Here is a 22436-nt window from a genome sequence, read left to right as displayed (position 1 = left end):
TTGTCAGCTCCGGCGGAACAGGTCGATGAGCCGCTTGGTTTCCTCGATCGCCGCCGCCTTGTCGCGCTCACGGCGCTCCAGGATTAGGGCGATGATGCGCCGCTTCATGTCCTCGTCCAGCTTGGGGTCGGTGCGGACCAGCTCGATTTCCTCGTCCAGGTCCATGGTTGGGGTCGCTGGCGGGGTGACGCCGGGGCGCAGACCTGCGGCGGCGAGGGCTTCGTCGAGGTCGAGGCCGAGCACCTGGGCGACGCGGGCAACGAGGTCCGCGTCGTCGGGCCGGTTCTTGCCGTCCTCCCACCGGCCGACGGTGGCCCGGTCCTTCTGGATGCGCCTGGCCAACTCGCTCTTGGTCAGTCCGGCGCGCTCGCGGGCGGTGAGGACGTATGCGGCCCATGTGCCGCGCCCCAGCCCCGGTGTGTTGCGCATGTGCACACCGTAGGTCGTAACCGCAGGTCGGACCGGTTGCGGACCTGTCGCGTTGCCTTTGCGCAACACCCACTGCGCTCCACATCTTGATCGTCGCTTGCCTACCGCCATCCCTCTCTGGCCGGGCATCTTGCTTCCCTTCATAGGTGTTGCACTGATGCAACAGTAGGGTCCTGGAGGGCGGGTCAGAATCGGCCGAAAGTACGAGGGTGCGACACGAGTGCAGCACCCTAGGCTTGCGACATGAGTGCAGCACCTCCCGAGATCAATCGCGGCATACGTGTCGCATCGCGGATTCGGCTACGCACTGACGTCTTCGACCGCCTCGCCGCCGAACGTGGCGCCACGACCAACGCCGCTCGGGCGCGACTGTGCGGCATGGATCGGGTCAATCTGCTGCGCATCCGCAAGGGGCAGACCCCGAGCCTTGAGCTGGCCCTGCACATGGCCGACCGCCTCGGCACCAAGGTCGAGGACCTGTTCGAGGCCGCCGCATGAAGCCGCTGATGAACAAGGAGCAGCTCGCCGCCGCGCTCGGCGTCGAGGTGACCTGGGTTCGCGACGCCATCACCGCCCGGACCCTGCCGATCACCTGGGTCGGCCGGCACGCCCGCTTCGACGAGGACGACATCGCTGCGTGGCTTGAGAGCAAGAAGGAGCGACCCGACGCGGCCCCCGTGCTGGGCATCTTCGGGCCGAAAAAGCCGAGCTCTCCCCCTCCGCGCCCCACCAACCCGCCGAGGGCGCCGAAGCCCCCGGCCGGACCGATCAAGCCCAAGCCGCCGGCGGGACCACGCCGGGCTGCTGCGGCCTGACGCAGACGAGCCCCCAGCCGCACCACCGGCCGAGGGCTCCCACCCGGACACGCCTACCGCAAGCAAGGAGTCCAGATGTCCCAGACCCTACCCGACACGACCACCCAGCCGGCCGAGCCGGCCACCCGCACGATCAAGGCGAGGTACCTCGCCGCCGGCATGACCGTGGTCTACGACGACGGCACCCGCGACCTGATCACCGGCACCATCCGCGACGGCGACGACGTCACCGCGACGATGGCGGACGGCGCGACCGCGACCTACTACGTCGAGGAGGGCGTCACCGTCACCGGTGATTCCGCCCCGGTCCAGCCGGCCGAGCCGGACTACTGGCTCGCCCTCGCCGACGACATTCGCAAGGCCGCCGACCGGGCCGCCACCCTGGTCGGTCAGCCGAAGCCGCCCTACGTCGGCCTGGGCATCAACGTCGCGGACCCCGGCAACAAGGACGCCGCCGCCGCTGACCGGGTTGACGTCATCGCCGCCGCGTTCGGGTTGACGGCCGAGACCCGGCGGTCGACGGGCGGCTACTACGAGCGGTCCGCCCGTGCACAAATTGGCCAGCTCAACCTCAGCTTCTACGGCTACGTCCCCGACCCGGAGCAGTCCGAGGTGGAGCGGCTGCGGGCGGAGAACGCCGAGCTGCTCGCCCGGCTCGCTGAGGGCGGTGCCCGGTGACCGCGCCCGACCTGCCGCCGCTGCCCCCGGTGCCGCCGCTGGGTCCGATCCCCGGCACCAGCACCACCGGCGGCCCCAGCATCGACGACCCGACCGGGCTGACCTACGACCGCGGCGACATGGACGAGCCGACCGTCACCCGGCAGGCCGGCGACGGCTGGGCGGTCACCGGGCGCGGCCGGCACGACGGCGACCCGCTGTGTGGGCACCTGCCCGGCGAGCCCCACGACGACGAATGCGAGTACTGGCGGGGCGTGGCCCTCGGCGAGTTCCCGGACCCGGATGGCGCGTACATGACCCCGGTGATCGTGATGCCGCCGTTCGATTTGCGGGAGCTGGCCGCGCGGCACATCACGGCCGTCGAGTGGGACCGGCGCGAGCGGGGTGCGGCGTGATCACCCTCATCGTCGAGTTGTCCTGCGACGCGACGGACTGCGACATCGCCTATGCCCCCGCCGTCGACGAGCTGACGGACGTCCAGGCCACCCGCAAGGGCGCGATGGCCGAGGGCTGGGCCCGGCGCGACGGCAAGGACTACTGCCCCGGCCACCACCCGGAGGCCGCGCTCATCACCGTCATCACGGGGCTGGCCGCGAAGGGACACACCGACAGCGAGATCGCCGACGGCTTGGACTGGTCGCGCTGGAAGGTGCAGCAGTTCCGGGCGCGGCACGGCATCCAGCCGGGGGTGTCCCCGGGCCGCCCGGCGCAGGGACGCGAGCGGGGGTCCGCCTGATGTCCGCCCTGCTCATCGCCGCCCTGTCCGCCCTCGTCGCCGCCCTGCTGATCGCCCTGGGTGTCGCGTCGCTGCTGGCCTGGGCGTACCGGACGGCAGCCGACGACGCCGCCGAGGAACGCGACGACCTGCGCCAGGACCTGCGCGACGCGCACCGCACCGAGCGGGGCCTCCGCGCCGACCTGGCCACGACCCGCGCGGAGCTGCACGCCCTGCGCCGCACCGCCGCCACGCCGGACGAGCCCGCCGATCCGGCGACGCCCCGGTGGGCGCTGCGGACCCTGCGCGACATCCACCTCACCACCACCCCCGCCGACTTCGACACCCCCGGGAGCACCCGATGACGACCACCGACGCGACCCCGACCGCCGACCTGGATCTCGACGCCATCCGCGCCCGCGAGCAGGCCGCTACCCCCGGCCCGTGGGGCTGGCGAGGCCACATCAGCCAGTCCGTTGAGCTGCGCGCGCTGCACTCCGGCGGACTGCGGATCATCTCCACCAGCCGCCCCGAGCCGTGCATCGGATACACGGCCGACGAGGAGCTGGTGCTGCTCGACAACGCGTGCAAGGCGTGCACCGCCTACCTGACGGGTGGCGGCATCGGACGTGGCGAGGACCCGAAGTGCGAGAAGCCGGAGAACCTCGACACCGTCTGGACGTGGCACCCCGACGGCTTCATCCGGCCCATCAACGAGTGGGCCAAGGCCGAGGTCCTCCAGTGGTCCCAGCACATGTACCGCGACGACGTGAAGGGCACCACCCACCCGGACGCCGAGTTCATCGCCCACGCTCGTCAGGACATCCCCGCGCTGCTCGCCGAGGTGGACCGGCTCCGCGCCGCCCAGGCCACCGCCCCGGGCCAGGCGGAGCCGCTGACCGCCGACGTGGACGTGGCCCTGACGGGCCCGATGACGACCACCGAGCCGAGCACCGTCGCCTACAGCCACTCGCCCGAGGCCAACGTGGTGCTGACCGCCGCCGGCAGCCTCGACGGACGCCTCCCGTTCGCCGCCAGCCTGCCCGAGCAGATCGCCCGGCCGCTCGCCGAGCTGCTCCAGAACATCGGCGACGCCATGCACGACGACTGGGCCGGCGAGGTCGAGCACCCCAACCACATCCCGTCGAAGCGGTGGCTCGTCCACCCGGACAGCGACCGCGACCGGCCCGACCGCGAGCACTGGACCGACGCGCTGCGGCTCGCCCGCGCCCTGCTCGGCCGGCCCGACCCGAACGCGGCCGAGGCGGTGTCCCGGTGAGCGCCCGCTACCTCGGCCGGCACTGGCCCGACACCGTGCAGCTCGCCCCCGCCGACCACCTGCTCAGCCCCACCGCCTACCAGCTCGTCACCCGCACCCCGGAGCCCGTCCACGCCGGACCCGACGACGCGACCGGCCTCATCCGGGTACGCGACGTCGCCGCGACCGGCGCGTGGACCGCCCCGCCGCCGGCCTGGGCCGCCACCAGCGCCGCCGGAGAGGAGACGTCGTCGTGAGCCTCCGCCTGATCCTCGACGCCCTGCCCGAGTGGCACCAGCGGGCCAACTGCCAGGGCACCGACACCGACGAGTTCTACCCAGAGAAGGGCGGCTCGACCCGCACCGCCAAGCGCATCTGCGACCGCTGCGAGGTCAAGACCGAGTGCGCGCAGGACGCCGTGGAACGGCGCGAGCCGTACGGGGTTTGGGGCGGCATGAGCCAGAACGAGCGGCGCGCGCTGGGCCGGTCGGACAGGGCCGAGCAGGTGGCGGCATGACGGCCCCCGCCCCGGCCCGCGCCGTCGCGCAGATCAGCCCCACCGACCTGCGGGCGCTGCGACTCCTCGCCGCCGGCTACACCGTCCGCCAGACCGGCACCCGACTCGGCCTCACCGGCAGCGCGATCGCCATGCGACTGCTGCGGATGCGCGAGCACATCGGCGCGACCACCAACGCCCACGCGATCACGATCGCGGTCCGCACCGGACAACTCGACCTCACGGAGACCACCCGATGACCGCCCTGAAGACCCGCCAGCCCACCGGCCGCGTGCCGTGGCCGCTCATCCTGATCGAGGGCGGCGAGAAATCGGGCAAGTCCTGGGCCTGCGCCCAGTTCTCCACCAGCTCCCGCATCGGCCAGATGTACTGGATCGACCTCGGCGAGGGGGCCGCCGACGAGTACGGCGCGATCCCGGGCGCGAACTACCTCGTCGTCGAGCACGACGGCACCTGGGCGCAGATCCAGGGCGCTGTCGATGCCGTGAAGGCCGCGGCGCAGCGCGCCGCGTCCGCCGGCGACCCGCCGATCGTGCTGGTCATCGACTCGATGACCGCCGAGTGGGACCTGCTCAAGGACTGGGCGTCCGACAAGGCCCGCCAGCGGCACGAGGCCAAGGTCCGGAAGTACGGCGCGAAGCCGCTCGGCCCGGACGACGAACCGAAGATCAGCATGGACTTGTGGAACGAGGCCGGTGCCCGGCACCGGAAGCTCATGACCACGCTGATGACCTTCCCGGGCATCGTCCTGTTGACGGCCCGCGGTAAGGAGGTCGCCGCCCTCGACGACGCCGGCAAGCCGATCGAGCGCCAGCGCGAGTACAAGGTCGAGGGCCACAAGACGCTCGGCTTCGACGTCTCCTGCTGGATCCGGCTCGACCGGTCGAAGCCGGGCACGGTGATCGGCGTGCGGTCGGTGCACGTCGGCATCCGGCCCGGCTATGACGACCCGATCGAGCTGGCCCGCAACTGGACGGTCGAGAACATCGTCTTCGACACGCTGCGGTGCGCGCCGGCCGAGGCGCACACCCGGGACCTGGTCGCGTTGCAGCCGGCCGAGCCGGACGACGACCGGCCGGTGTCCGGCCCGCCGACTGCCCGGCCCGTCTCCGGTCCGCCGGCCGCGCTGTCGACCGTCGCCGCCGGCCTGCTCGACGACCTCGCGGTGACCACCGACGAGACCGGCCTCCGCCGGGCGTGGAAGGCCGCCCTGGACGCCACCAAGGCGGGTCGGATCACCGCCGACGAGGCCACGCACTTCCAGGCCAAGTGGAAGGCGCGCAAGGCGGAGCTGTTCCCGCCGGAGCCGAAGAACCCGGGCAACGACCCGGCCCGCCGGAAGATGTTCGCCCTGCTCGGCCAGGCCGACATCACCGACCGGGACGACCGGCTCGCCTACGTCAGCGACATCGCCGGCCGGCCGGTCGCCAGCACCAATGACCTGACCGACGCCGAGGTGTCCCAGGTGATCGAGCGGGTCGAGTCGTACATCGCCCAGCAGACCCCGCAGCAGATGGAGATGGCCGGATGAACCGCACCGAGAGGGTTCAGGAGGTGCTCCGCCTGGAGGGTCTCGCCGACGCCGCGAAGAAGCGCGCCGCCGAGCACCGGGCCGCCCTCGACGCGGACGCCCGCGCCGAGCTGGAGCGTGAGGGCACCGCCCCGTCGTGGCGGCTGCCCGACATCGGCACCGTCGCCCTGGCCGTGTCGAAGGAGGCCCCGGTCGTCGCCGACATCGAGGCGCTGACCGCCTGGTGCCTGGCCCGCTACCCGGGCGAGGTGGAGACGGTCCACCAGATCCGCGCGAGCTTCCAGACGGCCCTGTTGGGTCGGGTGGTGTGCGACGGGGACGTGGTGGTCGACCCGGGCACCGGGGAGGTTGTGCCGGGCGTGGCGGTCCGGCTGGGCGGCATGCCGCAGTCGCTGTCCATCCGGCCGAGCAGGGACGCCCGCGCGGTGTTCGCGGCGGCTGGGGCGCAGCTGCTCGACGGTCTGCTGTTGCTCGCCGGGGAGGTGCCGGGCCACCTGGACCCGGGCGACGTGCCGGACGCCGACCGGTGACCCGCCGCGACCCGGGCGCCGCCACCGGCACCGTGGCCGCCGAGCCCGGCCGGTGCGAGTGCGGGCACTTGAAGCCGCTGCACACCCCCGGCGCCCGCGGTCGCGGCACCTGCTCCACCAGCACCTGCTCCTGCCGCCGCTACACCCCCGGGGCCGGTACCACGCCGGCCCCGGCCGGGGGCGCGTGATGACCGCCCGGCAGCTCACCCCGCACCTGTACCAGCCCGACGGCGACCTGCCGGCCGACCACACCGGCGACCGGCCGTGCACGTGCCGGCTGCCCCGCCGCCACGCCCGACACCAGCTGCCGGACGCGCCGCCCGCCCAGACCGAGCACCGCCGACGCATCGGAGACGAGGACTGATGACCACCACGAACCACAGCAAGCCCGTCCGCCTGGCCGGGGCCGCCCTTACCGCTGCCGTTGAGAACGACTGGCGCCGCGCCTCGGACGCTGTCGAGCGCCTGAACCGGGAATGCCCTGGCGCTGGCCTCATGACCGCGCTGATCGCCTGGTGCGACACCTTCGCCGCCCACGCCAACGGGGGCGCCGCGCCGACGTTCGGCAAGGTCCGGCTCAAGCCGTGGGCGGTCGGCACCGGGTCGACGGAGCAGGAGGTGCCCGCCCGGACCCGCTGGGCCATCGACCTGATCCAGGCCCGCGCCGAGGGCGACGAGGCCGCGTTCAACGCCGTCGTGCAGCAGCTCAACGACATCTCCGACGGCTACCAGCGGGGCAACTACGTGTCGGCGCTGCTGGAGTCGATCGCGCTGACGATCCGCAGCCTGCCGCGCGGCTACGCCCGGATGGGCAGCCGGTGATGACCGCCACCGACGAGTACGCCGAGCACCTCGCCGAGGTCGCCGCCGATCTGGTCGTACGGGTCCGCGACGACGACCCGGAGGCCAACCTCCGCTGGCTCACCGCCACCCTGCCGACCGAGCGGGAGCGCCTCGACCTGCTCTTCGTCCTGGCCGCCGCGGTGCCGGATGACCGGCCGTGGCTGCACCTGACCGCGTGGGCTCGCACCGCGCCGCCCGCCTCCGGGCCGCCCGCCTCCGGGCCGGCACTGCTGGCCGAGCGGTACGGCGACCTGCGCGCCGTCGCCGCCGAACTCCGGCCGAAGGCCGCCTGACCGGCCGCCCGGCCCCACTTCCCCGGGGCCGGGCGGCCACCCGAACCACACCAGCACGACGACATAGATCAGGAAGGCACGACGTGGCCCGGATCCGCACCATCAAGCCGGAGTTCTTCACCAGCCTCACCGTGGCGAGCCTGCCCGTCGAGGCCCGGCTGACCTTCGTCGGGCTGTGGACGCACGTCGACGACGAGGGGCGCTGCGTCGACGACGCCAGGCTCATCAAGGCCGCCGTCTGGCCCCTCGACGATCGGCTCTCGACCGACGTCGAACTCGACCTGAAGCGACTCAGTGAGTCCTCACTGATCCTTCGCTACAAGGTGGGCGAGCGCTCATACCTGGCTGTCCGAGGGTGGTCTGAGCACCAGCGGATCAACCGACCCACGAAGAGCAAGATCCCACCCCCGCCGGTCACCCCCGAACCGCCGCCAGCCAGCGAGGAAACCCCTCCTCCACCTGCGGAAACCCCTGGTCAGGATGCCTCCAACCCGCCGGGCAGTGAGTCCTCAGAGCAGGCTCACGCACAACTCAGTGAGGACTCACGCCAGGAAAGGAACAGGGAACAGGGAACAGGGAAAGGAAGAAAACCATCTCCCCCTGCGTCGCAAGCGACGCAGGAGATGGCGCTCCCCGACCGCATCGACGTCGAACGGGTCTGCACCTACCTCGCCGAGTGGATCGTCAAGAACGGCTCCAAGCGCCCCACCATCACCAAGAAGTGGCGCACCGACGCCCGGCTCCTCATCGACAAGGACGGCCGAGCCCTCGACGAGATCCGCGACGTCATCGCCTGGTCCCAGCGCGACCCGTTCTGGCGGTCGAACATCCTCTCCCTGCCCAAGCTCCGCGAGAAGTACGACCAGCTGCGCCTCGCCATGCAGCGCGAACAGCCCGGCACCGGCCTCGCCTCGGCCGGCCAGCCCATCCCCTCGTCGATCTCCGCCGCCGACGGAGCACCCCTGCCCGCCGGCACCGGCAACAGCCGCATGACCGACGCCATGCGCCTCGCCGCCCACTACGACGCCCTCGACGGCACCAACACCATCAGCCGACACCTGACGGGAGCCTGACCATGACCCGATCCGAGATGGCCCTCCTCCTCGGCCTCATGGCCGGCCGCGACGCCCGCAAGGTCGACCAGACCATGGTGGAAGCCTGGTTCGAAGACGCCGGAGACCTCGACCTCACCGACGCCCGCGCCGCGGTGACCGCCTGGTACCGGCAGACCCGCGAACGGATGATGCCCGCCGACCTGCGCGCCGGCGTCCGGGTGGTCCGCGAGGACCGCAAGCGCCGCGAGCAGCCCCACGAGATCCGCGCCATCGCCGGCCGCTACGACACCGACGTCACCCGGGACCTGCGCATCGAGCGGGGAGTGGCCCAGTGCCGGGCCGTGCTCGCCCCGGTGATCGCCCGCCTGGAGGCCGCCCGCGACGGGAGCCAGCCGGAGGCGTCCGAGTCCGACGAGATCCGCCGCCGCGCCCTGGAGGTGGCTCGCGCCCAGAAACGGGGGCAGCGGTCGTGACCTGCGACATCTGCGGCCTGCCCGACCCGTACCAGGGCCAGGGCGACGGCATCGGCTCCTGCGACTGCCCCCGCTGCGAGTGCGGCACCCCGCGCGGCTCGTACCTGTGCACCTGCGACCCCGACGACCCGGACGCCGGCTGGGACGACGACGGCCAGCCCTGGCCCGACGACGTCACCCGGCCCGTCGACACCGTCCACCTGCCCGCCCACGACATCGCCTGAGGAGACCGCCGTGACCCAGCAGCCCTGGCGACGCTCCACCCGCGCCGATCCCCGCGCCCTGCCCCTCGCCGACCGCCACTACAACCGGCAGAAGATCGGATCCCCCCAGTTCGTGCCCCCGGGCCGCTGCCTCGTGCTCCTCACCGACCCCGCCGACGCCCTCTGGGTCACCTCCTGGCCCATCGCCGACTACGTCAAGCACGCCTGGGCCGGTGCCATGGTCTGCTCCCTGTTCCGCCGCGAACCCGACTGCGACCACCTCGCATCCCACCTCATCGCCGCCGCCGTCGCCGCCACCCGAGCGCAGTGGCCGGACGTGCCCCCACTCGGGATCGTCACGTTCGTCGACCCCACCAAAACCCGCCGCAAGCGCGACCCCGGCCGCTGTTACCGCCGCGCCGGCTGGATCCCGGTCGGCGAGACAAAGGGCGGACTACTCGCCCTCCAGCAACTGCCCGCCGACATGCCCGACCCGCTACCCGCCCGACCGCCATCCGCCCCCGGCGGTCAGGGCGACCTGTTCGCCATGCCCGCCTGACCCGGAAGGACCCGCCGTGACCCAGCCCCACGACCGCATCCCGCTGCGCCCCATCCCCACCCGGAAGGACCGCATGACCGCCGCCCGCATCATCGAGGCCGCCCAAAACCCCACCACCGCCGTGCACGCCCTCGACCTCGCCGCCGACCTCAATCGCGCCCGCGCCGACCGCGACCGCTACGCCCGCACCGCCGCCGACCTGCTCCGCCAGCGCAACACCACCGCCGAGGAGCGCGACCGCATCGAGGCCGAACGCGACGACCTCCGCGTCCAGCTCGGCCGCGCCGAAGCCGACAACCGGGCCATGATGCGCGACCGCGACGAGGTGATCCGCGAACGCGACAAGGCCCGCGCCACCACCGCGACCGCCGAGCGCGAGCACGGCGAGGCCCTGGAGCAGCTCACCCAGGCCTGGGCCGCCCTCAACGCCGCCGGCTACGCCCACCCCAGCGCCACCGTCGCCGACCTCATCGCGCGATGCGCCGCCGACCGAGACGAGGCCCGCGCTGAGCTGAAGGACGTCCTCCACGACCTGCGGATCGCCGTCGGACCCACCTACAGCGCCCCGTCGTCCGCCGCCGTCGAGGCCGTCCGGCAGATCAGCGAGGCACGGGCTGAGCTGACGCGCACCTGCGACGCCCTCGCCCGCACCCGCCAGCAACGGGACCGCTACGTCGCCGACCCGCCCCCCGGTTCCGTCGGCGACCGCGCGCAGGGCATCCGCCCCGCCGACTGGGAGCAGCGCGCAGCCGACGTCATCGCCGACGACCTCATCCAGTGGGGCTATCCGGCCGCGAACCCGATGTGCACCCGTATCGCCGCCAGCGCCGTCCGGGCCCTGATCGACGCCGGCCTTGCCGGACCCGGCGGACGCTGCCGCAAGTGCGGCGACACCTACCCGCGCACCCTCCCCGCCGGCCAGGACCCGCTGTGCTGGACGTGCGACAGCGAGGAGGTGGTCGGCCTGCCCGAGTGCCCGGCCACCACGCGGGAGGGCTGAGCGGTGCAGGGACAGATGGAGCTCTTCACCACCGACACCCCGGCCGTCGCCCCCACCCCGCCCCCGGTCCGCACCTGGGCCGACGTCCGCAAGGGCGAGCAGGTCATCTACAACGTGCCCGGCTCGCCCTGGCGCGGGACCTGGACCGTGCGGCGCATCGAGCGCCACCCGAGCGCCCCGTACGCGCTGCTCGTCGACCTGGTCGACACCGACGGCCGCGTCTGGCTGTCGTGCCCGCACCGCGACGCCCCGGCCGACGTAGACGTCACCCGGTGACTCCCCGTCGTCTGCTGGTCGCCCTCGCCGCCGCACTGGTGGCGGGGGTGGCCGGGATGCTCGGCATCGCCGCTGCCGCCGACGCCTGGACCCGCGACGGGGCCCTCGTCCTCGTCGCCCTCGCCGCCGTGTGGCTGCCCTGCACCCTCACCGTCGCCCTCGTCACCACCCGGAGCGCCCGTTGACCCCGCACCACCTGCACGCCCTGGCCGCCGCGTACGCCGTCCGCGACGCCCGCACCCGCCTCGGCCAGCTCGCCACGCTCGACCACCGCCGCGCCGTCGACCACCACCTCCAGGCCGCCGCGCTCCTGCGCTCCCCGACGTACGGCACCCGCACCAGCATCGGCGGCCACGGCGACCCCACCGGCGGCGCGCTCCTCACCGCCCACCCCACCCGGGACACCACCTGGGCCGACCTCTACCGCCGCTCCACCGACCGCCTCGACTGGCTCGCCTCCACCCTCCGCTGCGACCACGGACCCACCGTCGGCCGCATCCTCACCGCCATCCCCACGCTGTCGCCCGGCACCGCCCGGATCGTGGCGCAGCACTTGACCGACGAGGACGCCTGGGTGCGCGCCGCCGTCCGCCTCGCCCCCGCCCGCGAACCCCTGCCCGGCGTCGCCTGCCCCAACCCGCGCTGCGGACAACGCCTCCTGGAGGTGCTCACCGCCGGCCCCGTCGACTGCTGGACCGTCCGATGCCAGGTCTGCCTCTGCATCGGGGCCGGGTGCGGCTGCGGGATGCCCGGAGCCGTCGAGGGCGTGGCGCACATCTGGCCCAGGGCGTCCGTGCTCGGCGCGGTCGCGGGGGCCAGCGCCGGGTAATGGCATAATGGACCTGCCCACCCAGATCCTGTCCAACGCGAAAGAAAGGACAAGTCGTGGCGGAACTCGCCAAGGGCGACCCCTGCCCGGAGTGCGGCACCCAGATCGAGAAGCTCGTCCCGTACGAGGGCGTCGACATCACGCACCCTCGGCGCGCTCGTGCCTCCTACATGCACACCGCCATCCAGCCGTGTGGCCACACGGCGGCCGTCGAGGTCCCGTACCACGGACCCACGGTGTTCTGATCGATCCGCGCGACGCCCCCGAGAGAACCTCTTGGGGGCGTCGCACCCCGGCACGCCAGTACAGCAGCGCGCTGGAGGTATCGCAGTCGCGCTAGCCTGCCGGGGTGGATGCCGCTGTTGCTGCTGCCTGGGCCGGCGTCGTGATCGCCTTCTTCGCCGTGGCTGTCTCGTTCTACCAAGCTCGCCTCAACCGTCGAGCCATCACCGTCGCGGAACGGCAAGCGGCGGTCGCCGAGGCAGCTCTTCCCCCGCCTCCTCCACCCGTCGCATGGGAGATTCGCCGAGGCGGTTCCGACAGGGAGAGCTGGGCCATGGTGAACACCGGCACGGAAGTAGCCCGCGAGGTCGAGATCGACAAGCCGCGGGCACCGGGTGTGATCCGAGCAGAAAAGGACCCCGGACCGGTGTGGCCAGGAGCGTCCATCCCGCTCCGCAACGCAACGTCGCTCGGGCAGCCGACGCTTCGCGAGATCTGGGTGCGCTGGGAAGGCCAGACGGAGTGGGTTCCTGTACCGATGCCGCCCGGATGGAACTGACGTGACCACGGGGCCCGTGGCGTGAATCCGCCTCGTGTCGCAGGCCATCGCGCGTCCAATATGACCGTTATGCCGAGCATCATAATGACGCTTATGTGCGGCGTGGCCATAGCGGCCTAGGAAGGTACGATCGAACCGTGGCGCCCATCGGTAGCGGACCGCTGCCACCATGTAGCCGTGCCCGATCAGCCGCCCAACACGGCCCCGCGACAGTTCGGCCGCGACATCCTGGTGAACGTCCTGGCGAATCTCGTCGCAGCCGCCATCATCTACCTCATCGCGATCGCAGCCAGCTACATCAAAGCGAACCCGGGGCTTGCGGCGCTGGCGCTGGCGTTCCTGTCGAGTGTCGCCCTCTTCCTGGTGGGGCTCCGCTTGGGGTACTTCGACGAAGACAAGCTGATTGGCCGCCGGGGAAGGCCCTACCAGCCAGGGCGAGGCCGACCGGCAAAAGGGGCGAACCCACCGCCGCGGCCCAGGTAAGTACGATCAGGCCATGCTGCTGACAGACGGCCGCGAGTACGGCACCGCCGCCGAGATCGCCCACGCCCTCGGCACCGACATCACCGCCGACCGCGTCCGCGACTGGGCCCGCCGCTCCCGCAAGGCCGACGACCGCCTCTACGGCCTCCTACCCGGCCACCACCTACCCGGCCCAGGCCGAGGCACCACCTGGTACCGGCTCGACCACGCTGCCCACGTCGAATGGCTCACCCGCACCGGGCCAGCCGGCGCGAGACGGGGCGTCGAGTTGACGCCCACCGCCGGAGCGAGCGATCATCAATCACACATTCACGCGTAGGCGGAGTGTGCCCACAGCCCGGTAGAGCCCCACGGCTCCCGGGCTGTACTGCGTCCAGGGGACAGGACGCGGAGGGGAACGCGGGCAGGCCTTGGCGGCGGGGCCTGCCCGCACACAGCGACGTAGAGCAGTGGTCAGCTCGCCGGGCTCATAACCCGAGAGGTCGCAGGTTCGAATCCTGCCGTCGCAACTACGCGCCGACCAGCGCGAACAGGACTCCCCCTTGATGACAGGGGGTGTGCGGCTGGGATGGACCACCGCCCTGCGGGGCGCATGGTCCGGGGCTGCCACCACGCACCGGCCTGAACGGTGGCCCGCACACCCCCACCCCCCTGACCGGACAAGGCGCCGGGAAGAGGTGACCCATGGCTGCACCCAGGCCCGTCACACAGGCCGACTACGACCAGGTGCGCGCGCTCCACGCCGAACGCCTCAGCCGCAACGCCATCGCCAAGCAGCTCGGCCGAAGCGGCAAGACGATCAGCGAGATCGCGAAGAAGCTCGGCCTGAGCTTCGACCGCGAGAAGACCAAGGTCGCCACCGCCGCCCGGGTCGCCGACGCCAAGGACCGGCGTGCCGCGCTCGCCCTGGCCCTGCTCGGCGACGCAGAGAAGCTGCGCGGGCAGCTCTGGGAAGAGGCGCACTACGTCGACCACGGGGGCAAGGAGTACGACCGCGTCGACTGGACGCTCCCTCAGCCGACCTTCGCCGACAAGCTGAAGATCATGCAGGCGACCGGCATCGCCGTCGACCGGGCGGTCAAGCTCGACCAGTACGACGCCGACCCCGGCATCGACGCCGCGAAGAGCATGCTCGGCGCGCTCGCCGCCGGCCTCGGCGCAGCCTACGACCAGCTCACCCAACCCACCGCCAATGGCGATTGACGTCGACGCGGTTGTCCGGCAGCTCGCCCCAGTGCACATCCGGTCCATCGTCGAGTCGACCGCCCGCCTCAACATCTGGCAGGGCAGCGTCCGATCCGGGAAGACCGTGGCGTCGCTGCTGCGGCTCCTGATGGCCATCGCCGCCGCCCCCAGCTCCGGCCGGGTGCTGCTGTTCGGCAAGACCAGGGAGAGCGTCAACCGCAACGTGTTCTCGGTGCTCGGCGACCCGGCCCTCTTCGGCCCCCTCGCGCACCTGGTCAAGTACAACCCGGGCGCGGCCACCGGCTCCATCCTCGGCCGCGAGGTCGACGTCCTGGGCGCCAACGATGCCAAGGCCGAACCCAAGGTTCGCGGCATGACGCTGTGCATCGCGTACGGCGATGAGCTGACCACCATCCCCGAGGCGTTCTTCACTCAGGTGCTGGCTCGGTTGTCGGTGGCCGGCGCGCAGCTGTTCGGCACCACCAACCCGGACAGCCCGAACCACTGGCTGAGGAAGAAGTATCTCCTCCGGGCCGGTGAGCTGAACCTCCGCACATGGCACTCCACGCTGCGGGATAACCCGCACCTGGACCCGCAGTATGTCCGCAACCTGACCACCGAGTACGTCGGCCTCTGGTACAAGCGGTTCATCCTCGGAGCCTGGGTCCAGGCCGAGGGTGCCGTCTTCGACATGTGGGACGAGGACCGCCACGTCATACCCGTGCTGCCGGCAATCCACCGGTGGATCAGCCTCGGCATCGACTACGGCACCCGCAACGCCACCGCCGCCCTGATCCTCGGCGTCGGCCAGGACGGGCGGCTGCACCTCACCCACGAGTGGCGGCACGACCCCGCCGTCGCCCGCCGGCAGCTCACCGACGCCGGCCTGTCCCGCGAGCTGCGCGCCTGGCTCGGCCGCCTCCAGGTCCCCGGGGCGACCGGCCTGACCGGGCTGCGGCCGGAGTGGACCGTCGTCGACCCGGCCGCCGCATCGCTGCGGTTGCAGCTCCACGAGGACGGCATGACTCCGGCACTCGCCGACAACGCCGTCCTCGACGGCATCCGGCTCATGTCGTCGCTGCTCGGCAACGACCAGCTCCGGGTGCACGCCTCGTGCCGGGGGCTGATCGACGAGATCCCCGGCTACTCATGGGACGACAAGGCGGCCGAGCGCGGGGAAGATGCCCCGATCAAGGCCGACGACCACTCGATCGACGCCGCGAGGTACGCGATCAAAACCCCCGAGGTGCTGTGGCGTCCGCTGCTGCGGAGCGCACACGCCCTCACAGCCTGACGAGGAGGTCCGGTGCCGATCCCCGATGACGGCCCGTGGCCACCGCCGGCCTACGCCCCCGCCTACCAGGCGTACCGCGACTGGGATGCCTGGTACTCCGGCAATCCTGACCAGCTCCGTGACGTGTACGCCAACCGGCACGCCAACGGCAGCAGCATCCCCCCATCGCAGCGATACCGGGCTGGACAATACGCCGGCGGCATCGTCGGCACCCTGTCGCGCTGGTTGTGGGGCACACCACCGCCGGTTGGTACCCGCGACGCCCGACTGCACACGCCGCTGCCTGCCGACCTGGCCAGCACGGCCGCGAACCTGTTGTTCTCCGAGCCGCCGACGATCACACACCCTGAGCCGGCCGTGATGACCCGCCTGGAGCAGCTTCAGGCGGATGGACTCTCCGGGGTGCTGCTGCACGCCGCCGACGCCAACAGCGCCCTCGGCGACGTTTACGTGCGGCCGGTCATCGACCAGGACGTCTCCCCGTCGGCGTTCCTCGCCGCGGTGCACGCCGACGGGGCGCTACCGACCATCCGGTGGGGCCGCCTGGTCGAGGTGACGTTCTGGTCGGAGCTGGAGCGGTCCAACAACGTCGTGATCCGGTTGCTGGAGCACCACGACGTGGTCACCGGAGCAGACAAATCTCGGGCCGGGCGGATTACGTACGCCCTGCACGAGGGCACCCCGGATCGGCTCGGCCGCATGATCAGCCTCGCCGACCATGGCAGCAGCGCATACCTGGCTGAGCTGGTGGACGCCACCGGCGCGCAGGCGACCGGCTTGGACCGGCTCGACGTCGTCCGCGTACCCAACTCGGGGCCTCAGCGTCGCTGGCGCACCGCGCCAGGCCTGAAGTACCTCGGCCGCAGCGACTTCGACGGCAACGAGCAGCAGTTCGACGCCCTGGACGAAACGTGGACGTCGTGGATGCGGGACCTGCGGCTCGCCCGGGCCCGGATCGTCGTCCCCGAGTACATGCTGACCAGCCTTGGTCCGGGTAGCGGGGCGACGTGGGACGCCGACCGAGAGGTGTACTCGGCGGTCAGCATGCTCCCGGACCAGCCCGGGGCGGGCATCACGCTCAGCCAGTTCGCGATCCGGCACGTCGAGCACAAGGCGACCGCTGACGCGATCGTGGAGACGGCGCTACGGCACGCCGGCCTGTCGTCGCAGACCCTCGGCGAGGAGGGCGACGTCGCGGTGACAGCTACAGAGGTGCAGGCCAGGGAGCGGCAGTCCTTCACGACCCGGGGCAACCGGATCCAGACCTGGCGGCCGGCGATCGCCGAGGCGGTCGAGCTGCTGTTGGCCGTCGAGCGCGCCCAGCTCCGAGCGCCGGCCGAGCCGGTGAGGCCGAACGTCGAGTTCGGCGACAGCGTCAGCGAGGCACCGGAGACGGTCGCCCGCACGCTCCAGCTGCTCCACGCCGCCGAAGCCGCGTCCGTCGACACCCGGGTGCGGATGGTCCACCCCGACTGGGACGACTCGCAGGTGGCCGCCGAGGTGGCCCGGATCAAGGGTGACCAGCCGACGCCGGTCGAGGTCGGTGGGGCGCTCGGCGCGCTGGCCGGCAACAGCCCCAACGAGGGCCAGGGCGGCGAGGAGCCACCGCCGGCCGAGGAGTAGTCGATGGCGCTGACCGGCGAGCAGGTCGAGGCCGTTACCCGCAGCACTGTCGACCTGTACCGGGGTGCCGAGCAGGCCATCCTGGAGCAGGTCACCCGTCACCTGGCGGCCGGCATGATGGACGCCCCCGACTGGGCGGTAACCCGGCTCGGCGCGGTATCCGCGCTCCGCCGCGCCGTGGAACGCATCCTCGGCCTGGTTGCAGCCGAGGGGGCTGACTCGATCCGGGAGACGCTCGCCGCCGCGTACCGCTCGGGGCAGGGCATCGCGACCCGGGATCTGCCGGCGGCACTGCTGCCCCGCGACCCGGAGGTGGCCGGCGCGGCCGGGGCGGTGCAGACCGTACCGCGGATCGCCGTGGTCGAGAGCTTGGCTGCCGCTCTGGTGGCCGACGTCGGGGAGCGGCACTCCAACGTGCTGCGGCACGTCCTGGACGTGTACCGATCGGTCATCCAGCAGGCGACCGCGGTCAGCGTGGCGGGCGGTCAGACCCGTCGGCAGGCCGCCCAGCGGGCGTACGCCCGCTTCGTCGACCAAGGAGTCGTGTCCTTCACGGACACCCGCGGTCGCCAGTGGCGGCTGTCCAGCTATGCCGAGATGGCGGTCCGCACCGTCACTCAACGCGCTGCTGTCCAGGGCCAGACCGACCGACTGACCACCCTCGGCGTGGACACGGTGATCGTGTCGGACAGCCCGCGCGAGTGCCCGCTCTGCCGCCCCTGGGAAGGCAAGGTGCTCTCCATCTCCGGTGCCCGCCGGGGCCGGGTGGAGCTGCCCAGCATGGTCGGTGACGGCACGGTGACGGTGGACATCGCCGGCAGCGTGGAGGAGGCCCGCGCAGCAGGGCTCCAGCACCCGAACTGCACGCACAGCCTGAGGGCCTTCCTCCCTGGGGCGACCCGCCGGCCGGCGCGGCCCACGGCCAACGCCAAGGGGTACGAGGCCAAGGAGCAGCAGCGGTACATCGAGCGCCAGATCCGGAAGTGGAAGGAACGTGAGACTGCCGCCCTCGACGACGCCGGTCGGGCGACCGCAAAGGCCAAGGTGCGCCAGTGGCAGGGCGCAATGCGCGACCACCTCGCCGCCAACCCGGAGCTGAAGCGGTTGCCGTACCGGGAGCAGATCGGCGCAGGCAACGTCCCCCGTAGCCGACCAGCCCCCGCATCGCCCGCACCCCGCCCGACTTCAGCGCCGCCCACGGTGCCCGACGCGGCCAGGCCGTATCACCGGAACGTCGACGGCGTCGAAGACCTCGCCGCCACCGCCGCCCAGCTCGACGACGGCGCACGGCGCACTCCGCTCACCGGAGGCGTGTCCGCCGCCGTCGAGCTGGTGGAATCCGGCGGCACGTGGCTCGTCCGCAAGCGCGGGCTCGACTGGGGAGACCCGGACGAGGTCGCAGCCTCGATCCGCCGCCAGGCCGACGCCGAGCAGCTCGCCTCACTGCTCGGCCGTGCGATCGGCGCGCCCATCGTGCGCGTCTACCGGGACGATCCGGAGCGGGTCTGGATGCCCTGGATCGACGGCCGCACGATCGGCGAGACGGACAACATGGCCGAGCTGCTCCAGGGCCGCGACGCCAAGCTGCTCGGCCTCGTCGACCAGCTCACCGGCAACGGCGACCGTAACCCGGGCAACATCATGGTCACCGACAGCGGTCGCCTGGTAGGCATCGACCACGGTTTCGCCTGGGGCCTGCTGGACCTCGACGACCAGCCCGGACCGGTCCAGGACGACAAGACCAGGCCGGCCAGGCACTTCAGCGTCGGCGGGGAGTGGGTCGACAACCCGCTCACCCCCCGGGACGTGGCACGGCTGCGCCAACGCCTCGAAGCCCTGCGCCCCGACTTCGAGCTGCTCGGCGCCGGCCCGTGGCTGGACTACGCTCTGGGCATCGTCGATGAACTGGCGCCGCACGCGAAGGGCAAGGTTGATTTCCTTGACTGAGCGCATCGCCTTCCACCGCGTCAACGCGGACGGCAGCGCCGGTGCCGAGCTGGGCACCGCAGAGCTGACCGGCGACCGCATGACGTACACCAGCGCGACAGCGCGCGACACGGTCACCATGCTGGCTCGCCGCTTCCGCCGCACCGAGGCCGAGATCGTCGCGCTGATTGCGCATGACGGCTGGTCCAACGGCGCGATCAGCGCAGTCGCCGAGTAAGCCACTTCGGCCGGAGCCGCGCCAGCGCCACCTGATCCATCACCGCCGGCAAGGCCGGCGCGCCCTCACCCACCCGCCTCAAGGAGGCCCCGTGCGCTCCACCCTGCCCGCGTTCGTCAATCCCGTCACCGGCCGCGCCGTCATTCCCGGCACGGTCCTCGGATACCGACGCGACGGCCGCCCCATCCTCGTCGTGGCCGGCGGCAGCGTCGACGGCGACAGCGGCACGACCGGCGACACTGACCCCAGCAGCTCCGGCACCGATCAGGGCGACGGCACCACCCAGGACGGCCCTGCCCGCAAGCCGAAGCTCGACGGCGACTACGACCCTGACCGCGCCATGCGAGACCTCGGCAAGGCCCGAGAAGACGCCAAGCGCGAGAAGGAGATCCGCGTCAAGGCCGAGCAGGACCAGCAGGCCAAACTCGACGCCGTTCTGGTCGCCCTCGGGCTCAAGCCCGATCCGAACACCGATCCGGCCGCCACCGCAGCGAAGGTCGCCAAGGAGCTGACCGATGCGCAGGCGGAGAACCGGGAACTACGGGTCGAGAACGCGCTGTACCGAGTCGCCGGCAAGGCCGGCGGCGACGTCAACGCGCTCCAGGACTCCCGCGGCTTCATGAAGGCCCTCGCCGACCTGGACCCCACCGCCGATGACTTCGAGAAGTCGGTGACGGCGGCGGTTCGTGACGCCATCAAGGCGAACCCCAAGCTCGCCGCCACCGCCACCCCGGGAGGCCAAGGGCCGGCCCGACAGGGAGCGGACCACGGCGGCGGCGGCAACGGCCGGCAACGGCCCGCCTCGCTCGGCGCGGCACTCACCGCCCGCCTCAACGGGCAGTAACCCACCAACCAGGACAGGAGTAGCCATCGTGGCTATCACCCTCGCCCAGGCCCAGGTGAACGTGCAGGACGACGTCGCATTCGCGGTGATCGACAACCTGCGCCGGTACTCCTGGCTCCTGGACCGCATCGTCTGGGACGACACCGTCAACCCGACCGGCGGCACGACCCTCACCTACGGGTATACCCGCCTCACCACTCCCCGGGGCGCGAGCTTCCGGGCGCTCAACTCCGAGTACACCCCCGCTCAGGCCGCACGCCAGCGGTACACGGTCGACCTCAAGCCCCTCGGCGGCAGCTTCGATGTCGACCGGGTGCTGGCCAACCTCGGCCAGGCCGCCACGAACGAGGCCACCTTCCAGCTGCAGCAGCTCATCACGGGCGTGCAGCAGAAGGTCCAGGAGGAGCTGATCAACGGCGACGTCGCCGTTGACGCGCTCGGGTTCGACGGCCTCGACAAGTCCCTCACCGGCACCGAAACCGAGTACGACCCTCTCGACCACGGGGTCACCACCGGCTACCTCGACTGGACTGCCGGCACCGTCATCACTCAGCCGCTCGCCATGGCCGCCCTGGACCGCCTCGACGAGATGCTGGCCGAGATCACCCCGAGCAAGACCGGCGGCGGTGACCTCGGCGCCCCCGGCGCCGTGCCGCCCGGGGAGAAGGCGCTTCTCGGCAACACCAGCAGCGTGACCCGTATCCGCGCCCTGGCCCGGTGGGCGGGGCTCTACACCGCCGACAAGGACGACCTCGGCCGGCGCGTCGAGCGGTACGGCGACTGGGCCCTCGTGGACCTCGGCAACGGCGTCCAGGGCTCCAGCCCGATCGTGCCGATCTACAGCGCGGACGCCGACGAGGGTGGTGCTGGGGGCACGATCACCGGCCTGACCGACATCTACGCGGTCACGTTCGGCATGGACGCCCTGCACGGTGCGGCCGTGGCCAACAAGCCACTGGTGGAGACGTACATGCCGCGCATGGACGAGCCGGGCGCCAGCAAGACGTGGGAGGTGGAGATGGGGCCCGTCGCGATGGTCCTCAAGTCCACCAAGGCGTGCGGCGTGATCCGGAAGGTCAAGGTGCGGTGATGGCGCTTTTCAAGCTCACCACTCCGACGCCCGGGTTCACGGGCAAAGTGGCGGGGGTGGCGTTCGCCGACGGCACGGCAACCGTCGACAGCGAGACGCACGGCCGCGCGTTGGCGTACTTCCGTCGCCGGGGCTACCGCGTCGAGGAGGCGTCGGAACCGGTCGTCACCCCGGCCGAGCAGACGGAGCCGGTCATCACCGAGCCTCCGGCCCGGGGTGCGGCCAAGGACGCGTGGATCGCGTTCGCGACCAGCGAGGCGGCCGGCGAGAAGCGGCTCACCCTCGACGAGGCGACCGCGCTCAAGCGCGACGAGCTGGCCGAGCACGTCCTCGGCCCGAAGGAGGACTGACCCGTGCAACTCGGCGGCTACACCCGCAACGTCCGCGACGCCCTGGCGCACCTCAACGCGGCGGACCCGTCCAGCCCGGACACGTTCTACCGGCGCAACTTGCCCCGCACCAACCTGTACGACTCGGCTGGCGACACCGGCCAGGTCGCACTGGTCACCGAGGTCATGACGTCGGTGCCGATCTACCTGCACGCCGGGGACGTCATCACCAACATCTCGGTGCGCTCCGGTGCGACGGCGGCGAACACCCCGACGAACTACTGGCTGGCGCTGTACTCCAACGCGGCCACTCCAGCGCTGCTGGCGCAGACCGCCGACCAGACGTCCACGGCCTGGGGGGCGAACACCACCAAGACCCTGGCCTTGGCGACCGCGCAGACGATCACCGAGTCGGGGATCTACTGGGTGGGAATCATGGTCAAGGCGACCGCGGTGCCGACCCTGCTGGGGGCGGTGGGCGCCCCGGCGATCGTGACCGGGGAGCGAAACCTCAGCCAGTCTTCGGGGTCGTCGCTGGCGGCCACCGCCCCGGCGACCATCGCGTCGCCCACGGCGAAGCAGTTCGTGCCGTACGTCGTCCTGACCTGATCGTGGGCCCGGTCCGTCTACTGCCCGGAC

37 protein-coding genes and 1 tRNA gene are annotated in these 22436 nt (G+C 72.1%); 37 read left to right on the top strand and 1 reads right to left on the bottom strand.

Annotation, left to right across the window (positions count from 1 at the left end; translation table 11 throughout):
- Positions 1–3: 3 nt before the first annotated feature.
- Entirely contained in the window at positions 4–429 is a 426-nt protein-coding gene (locus tag MCAG_RS20050; protein ID WP_007074812.1) for a helix-turn-helix domain-containing protein, read from the bottom strand.
- A gap of 243 nt (positions 430–672) precedes the next feature.
- On the opposite strand from MCAG_RS20050, the gene MCAG_RS32740 reads away from it, so the two are divergent.
- From MCAG_RS32740 to MCAG_RS19870, 37 genes are all read left to right on the top strand, one after another.
- Complete coding sequence (locus tag MCAG_RS32740) at positions 673–927, top strand: hypothetical protein (RefSeq protein WP_007074811.1); 255 nt, start codon at positions 673–675, stop codon at positions 925–927.
- Positions 928–935: 8 nt separating this feature from the next.
- Positions 936–1244 carry a helix-turn-helix domain-containing protein gene (locus MCAG_RS20045; protein WP_198141591.1) on the top strand — a complete coding sequence of 103 codons (309 nt, stop codon included), beginning with the start codon at positions 936–938 and terminating at the stop codon, positions 1242–1244.
- Between the two features lie 75 nt (positions 1245–1319).
- Entirely contained in the window at positions 1320–1922 is a 603-nt protein-coding gene (locus tag MCAG_RS20040; RefSeq protein ID WP_007074809.1) for a hypothetical protein, read from the top strand.
- A gap of 119 nt (positions 1923–2041) precedes the next feature.
- The gene (locus tag MCAG_RS35025) at positions 2042–2317 is read left to right on the top strand and encodes a hypothetical protein (protein ID WP_369751374.1); all 276 of its coding nucleotides are present in this window, start codon (positions 2042–2044) and stop codon (positions 2315–2317) included.
- Positions 2314–2658, top strand: coding sequence for a hypothetical protein (locus MCAG_RS20030; protein WP_036374375.1), 345 nt, complete (start codon positions 2314–2316; stop codon positions 2656–2658). Before MCAG_RS35025 ends, MCAG_RS20030 begins: the two co-directional genes overlap by 4 nt.
- Positions 2658–3002, top strand: coding sequence for a hypothetical protein (locus MCAG_RS20025; RefSeq protein ID WP_007074806.1), 345 nt, complete (start codon positions 2658–2660; stop codon positions 3000–3002). Before MCAG_RS20030 ends, MCAG_RS20025 begins: the two co-directional genes overlap by 1 nt.
- Entirely contained in the window at positions 2999–3916 is a 918-nt protein-coding gene (locus tag MCAG_RS35020) for a hypothetical protein (RefSeq protein ID WP_232290227.1), read from the top strand. Before MCAG_RS20025 ends, MCAG_RS35020 begins: the two co-directional genes overlap by 4 nt.
- On the top strand, positions 3913–4152 hold the full coding sequence (locus tag MCAG_RS20015; protein WP_007074804.1) for a hypothetical protein: 240 nt from the start codon (positions 3913–3915) through the stop codon (positions 4150–4152). Before MCAG_RS35020 ends, MCAG_RS20015 begins: the two co-directional genes overlap by 4 nt.
- A complete protein-coding gene (locus MCAG_RS20010) occupies positions 4149–4412 on the top strand; it encodes a WhiB family transcriptional regulator (protein ID WP_007074803.1) in 264 nt (87 codons plus the stop codon). Before MCAG_RS20015 ends, MCAG_RS20010 begins: the two co-directional genes overlap by 4 nt.
- Positions 4409–4651, top strand: coding sequence for a hypothetical protein (locus MCAG_RS20005; protein ID WP_036374373.1), 243 nt, complete (start codon positions 4409–4411; stop codon positions 4649–4651). Before MCAG_RS20010 ends, MCAG_RS20005 begins: the two co-directional genes overlap by 4 nt.
- A complete protein-coding gene (locus MCAG_RS20000) occupies positions 4648–5943 on the top strand; it encodes a hypothetical protein (RefSeq protein ID WP_007074801.1) in 1296 nt (431 codons plus the stop codon). The genes MCAG_RS20005 and MCAG_RS20000 overlap by 4 nt, the downstream gene beginning before the upstream one ends.
- Complete coding sequence (locus MCAG_RS19995) at positions 5940–6473, top strand: hypothetical protein (RefSeq protein ID WP_007074800.1); 534 nt, start codon at positions 5940–5942, stop codon at positions 6471–6473. Before MCAG_RS20000 ends, MCAG_RS19995 begins: the two co-directional genes overlap by 4 nt.
- Before the next feature lie 187 nt (positions 6474–6660).
- Positions 6661–6837: a hypothetical protein gene (locus MCAG_RS32735; RefSeq protein WP_157548147.1), complete on the top strand. Its 177-nt coding sequence runs from the start codon at positions 6661–6663 to the stop codon at positions 6835–6837.
- Positions 6837–7295, top strand: coding sequence for a hypothetical protein (locus tag MCAG_RS19985; RefSeq protein ID WP_036374370.1), 459 nt, complete (start codon positions 6837–6839; stop codon positions 7293–7295). Before MCAG_RS32735 ends, MCAG_RS19985 begins: the two co-directional genes overlap by 1 nt.
- Positions 7295–7609, top strand: a complete 315-nt coding sequence (locus tag MCAG_RS19980) for a hypothetical protein (RefSeq protein WP_007074797.1) — start codon at positions 7295–7297, stop codon at positions 7607–7609. Before MCAG_RS19985 ends, MCAG_RS19980 begins: the two co-directional genes overlap by 1 nt.
- An 83-nt stretch (positions 7610–7692) precedes the next feature.
- Complete coding sequence (locus MCAG_RS35015; RefSeq protein ID WP_007074796.1) at positions 7693–8682, top strand: hypothetical protein; 990 nt, start codon at positions 7693–7695, stop codon at positions 8680–8682.
- 2 nt (positions 8683–8684) lie between these two features.
- The gene (locus MCAG_RS19965) at positions 8685–9137 is read left to right on the top strand and encodes a hypothetical protein (RefSeq protein WP_007074795.1); all 453 of its coding nucleotides are present in this window, start codon (positions 8685–8687) and stop codon (positions 9135–9137) included.
- Positions 9134–9361, top strand: coding sequence for a hypothetical protein (locus tag MCAG_RS19960; protein ID WP_007074794.1), 228 nt, complete (start codon positions 9134–9136; stop codon positions 9359–9361). The genes MCAG_RS19965 and MCAG_RS19960 overlap by 4 nt, the downstream gene beginning before the upstream one ends.
- Positions 9362–9371: 10 nt before the next feature.
- Positions 9372–9899, top strand: coding sequence for a hypothetical protein (locus tag MCAG_RS29790; RefSeq protein ID WP_007074793.1), 528 nt, complete (start codon positions 9372–9374; stop codon positions 9897–9899).
- A gap of 16 nt (positions 9900–9915) precedes the next feature.
- Positions 9916–10899, top strand: a complete 984-nt coding sequence (locus tag MCAG_RS19950; protein ID WP_007074792.1) for a hypothetical protein — start codon at positions 9916–9918, stop codon at positions 10897–10899.
- 15 nt (positions 10900–10914) lie between these two features.
- Positions 10915–11175: a hypothetical protein gene (locus MCAG_RS19945; protein WP_036374367.1), complete on the top strand. Its 261-nt coding sequence runs from the start codon at positions 10915–10917 to the stop codon at positions 11173–11175.
- Positions 11172–11360 (top strand): hypothetical protein, encoded by a 189-nt coding sequence (locus tag MCAG_RS19940; RefSeq protein ID WP_036374365.1) that lies wholly within the window; start codon positions 11172–11174, stop codon positions 11358–11360. The genes MCAG_RS19945 and MCAG_RS19940 overlap by 4 nt, the downstream gene beginning before the upstream one ends.
- Entirely contained in the window at positions 11357–12004 is a 648-nt protein-coding gene (locus tag MCAG_RS19935; RefSeq protein WP_007074789.1) for a hypothetical protein, read from the top strand. The genes MCAG_RS19940 and MCAG_RS19935 overlap by 4 nt, the downstream gene beginning before the upstream one ends.
- Before the next feature lie 56 nt (positions 12005–12060).
- A complete protein-coding gene (locus tag MCAG_RS19930) occupies positions 12061–12249 on the top strand; it encodes a hypothetical protein (protein ID WP_036374363.1) in 189 nt (62 codons plus the stop codon).
- A 104-nt stretch (positions 12250–12353) separates the two neighbouring features.
- The gene (locus tag MCAG_RS32730; protein WP_007074788.1) at positions 12354–12785 is read left to right on the top strand and encodes a hypothetical protein; all 432 of its coding nucleotides are present in this window, start codon (positions 12354–12356) and stop codon (positions 12783–12785) included.
- Between the two features lie 177 nt (positions 12786–12962).
- Positions 12963–13268 (top strand): hypothetical protein, encoded by a 306-nt coding sequence (locus MCAG_RS19925; protein ID WP_007074787.1) that lies wholly within the window; start codon positions 12963–12965, stop codon positions 13266–13268.
- 13 nt (positions 13269–13281) lie between these two features.
- A complete protein-coding gene (locus MCAG_RS19920) occupies positions 13282–13587 on the top strand; it encodes a hypothetical protein (RefSeq protein WP_007074786.1) in 306 nt (101 codons plus the stop codon).
- A gap of 116 nt (positions 13588–13703) precedes the next feature.
- Positions 13704–13777 (top strand) — tRNA-Met (locus tag MCAG_RS19915).
- A gap of 175 nt (positions 13778–13952) precedes the next feature.
- Positions 13953–14471, top strand: a complete 519-nt coding sequence (locus tag MCAG_RS19910; protein WP_007074785.1) for a hypothetical protein — start codon at positions 13953–13955, stop codon at positions 14469–14471.
- Positions 14461–15747, top strand: a complete 1287-nt coding sequence (locus MCAG_RS19905; protein ID WP_007074784.1) for a PBSX family phage terminase large subunit — start codon at positions 14461–14463, stop codon at positions 15745–15747. The genes MCAG_RS19910 and MCAG_RS19905 overlap by 11 nt, the downstream gene beginning before the upstream one ends.
- Positions 15748–15759: 12 nt before the next feature.
- Entirely contained in the window at positions 15760–17370 is a 1611-nt protein-coding gene (locus MCAG_RS19900) for a hypothetical protein (RefSeq protein ID WP_007074783.1), read from the top strand.
- A gap of 3 nt (positions 17371–17373) precedes the next feature.
- Positions 17374–19317, top strand: coding sequence for a phage minor capsid protein (locus tag MCAG_RS31125; protein WP_007074782.1), 1944 nt, complete (start codon positions 17374–17376; stop codon positions 19315–19317).
- Positions 19310–19534, top strand: a complete 225-nt coding sequence (locus MCAG_RS19890; RefSeq protein WP_036374360.1) for a hypothetical protein — start codon at positions 19310–19312, stop codon at positions 19532–19534. The genes MCAG_RS31125 and MCAG_RS19890 overlap by 8 nt, the downstream gene beginning before the upstream one ends.
- A 91-nt stretch (positions 19535–19625) precedes the next feature.
- Positions 19626–20378 carry a hypothetical protein gene (locus tag MCAG_RS19885; RefSeq protein WP_232290226.1) on the top strand — a complete coding sequence of 251 codons (753 nt, stop codon included), beginning with the start codon at positions 19626–19628 and terminating at the stop codon, positions 20376–20378.
- A 28-nt stretch (positions 20379–20406) separates the two neighbouring features.
- Positions 20407–21468: a major capsid protein gene (locus MCAG_RS19880; protein ID WP_036374357.1), complete on the top strand. Its 1062-nt coding sequence runs from the start codon at positions 20407–20409 to the stop codon at positions 21466–21468.
- The gene (locus MCAG_RS19875; protein ID WP_036374354.1) at positions 21468–21818 is read left to right on the top strand and encodes a hypothetical protein; all 351 of its coding nucleotides are present in this window, start codon (positions 21468–21470) and stop codon (positions 21816–21818) included. Before MCAG_RS19880 ends, MCAG_RS19875 begins: the two co-directional genes overlap by 1 nt.
- A 3-nt stretch (positions 21819–21821) precedes the next feature.
- Complete coding sequence (locus tag MCAG_RS19870; protein ID WP_007074778.1) at positions 21822–22406, top strand: hypothetical protein; 585 nt, start codon at positions 21822–21824, stop codon at positions 22404–22406.
- Positions 22407–22436 lie beyond the last annotated feature (30 nt).

This window comes from Micromonospora sp. ATCC 39149, from assembly GCF_000158815.1.
Lineage (GTDB): Bacteria > Actinomycetota > Actinomycetes > Mycobacteriales > Micromonosporaceae > Micromonospora.
The sequence above is the reverse complement of the archived record's forward strand: the minus strand, read 5'-3'. Positions and strand labels throughout refer to the sequence as shown.

Coding starts and splice junctions, on each gene's coding strand:
- MCAG_RS20050 (WP_007074812.1), bottom strand. CDS start 429: ATGCGCAACACACCGGGGCTGGGGCGCGGCACATGGGCCGCATACGTC.
- MCAG_RS32740 (WP_007074811.1), top strand. CDS start 673: ATGAGTGCAGCACCTCCCGAGATCAATCGCGGCATACGTGTCGCATCG.
- MCAG_RS20045 (WP_198141591.1), top strand. CDS start 936: ATGAACAAGGAGCAGCTCGCCGCCGCGCTCGGCGTCGAGGTGACCTGG.
- MCAG_RS20040 (WP_007074809.1), top strand. CDS start 1,320: ATGTCCCAGACCCTACCCGACACGACCACCCAGCCGGCCGAGCCGGCC.
- MCAG_RS35025 (WP_369751374.1), top strand. CDS start 2,042: ATGGACGAGCCGACCGTCACCCGGCAGGCCGGCGACGGCTGGGCGGTC.
- MCAG_RS20025 (WP_007074806.1), top strand. CDS start 2,658: ATGTCCGCCCTGCTCATCGCCGCCCTGTCCGCCCTCGTCGCCGCCCTG.
- MCAG_RS35020 (WP_232290227.1), top strand. CDS start 2,999: ATGACGACCACCGACGCGACCCCGACCGCCGACCTGGATCTCGACGCC.
- MCAG_RS20005 (WP_036374373.1), top strand. CDS start 4,409: ATGACGGCCCCCGCCCCGGCCCGCGCCGTCGCGCAGATCAGCCCCACC.
- MCAG_RS20000 (WP_007074801.1), top strand. CDS start 4,648: ATGACCGCCCTGAAGACCCGCCAGCCCACCGGCCGCGTGCCGTGGCCG.
- MCAG_RS19995 (WP_007074800.1), top strand. CDS start 5,940: ATGAACCGCACCGAGAGGGTTCAGGAGGTGCTCCGCCTGGAGGGTCTC.
- MCAG_RS32735 (WP_157548147.1), top strand. CDS start 6,661: ATGACCGCCCGGCAGCTCACCCCGCACCTGTACCAGCCCGACGGCGAC.
- MCAG_RS19985 (WP_036374370.1), top strand. CDS start 6,837: ATGACCACCACGAACCACAGCAAGCCCGTCCGCCTGGCCGGGGCCGCC.
- MCAG_RS19980 (WP_007074797.1), top strand. CDS start 7,295: ATGACCGCCACCGACGAGTACGCCGAGCACCTCGCCGAGGTCGCCGCC.
- MCAG_RS19965 (WP_007074795.1), top strand. CDS start 8,685: ATGACCCGATCCGAGATGGCCCTCCTCCTCGGCCTCATGGCCGGCCGC.
- MCAG_RS19945 (WP_036374367.1), top strand. CDS start 10,915: ATGGAGCTCTTCACCACCGACACCCCGGCCGTCGCCCCCACCCCGCCC.
- MCAG_RS19920 (WP_007074786.1), top strand. CDS start 13,282: ATGCTGCTGACAGACGGCCGCGAGTACGGCACCGCCGCCGAGATCGCC.
- MCAG_RS19910 (WP_007074785.1), top strand. CDS start 13,953: ATGGCTGCACCCAGGCCCGTCACACAGGCCGACTACGACCAGGTGCGC.
- MCAG_RS19905 (WP_007074784.1), top strand. CDS start 14,461: ATGGCGATTGACGTCGACGCGGTTGTCCGGCAGCTCGCCCCAGTGCAC.
- MCAG_RS31125 (WP_007074782.1), top strand. CDS start 17,374: ATGGCGCTGACCGGCGAGCAGGTCGAGGCCGTTACCCGCAGCACTGTC.
- MCAG_RS19875 (WP_036374354.1), top strand. CDS start 21,468: ATGGCGCTTTTCAAGCTCACCACTCCGACGCCCGGGTTCACGGGCAAA.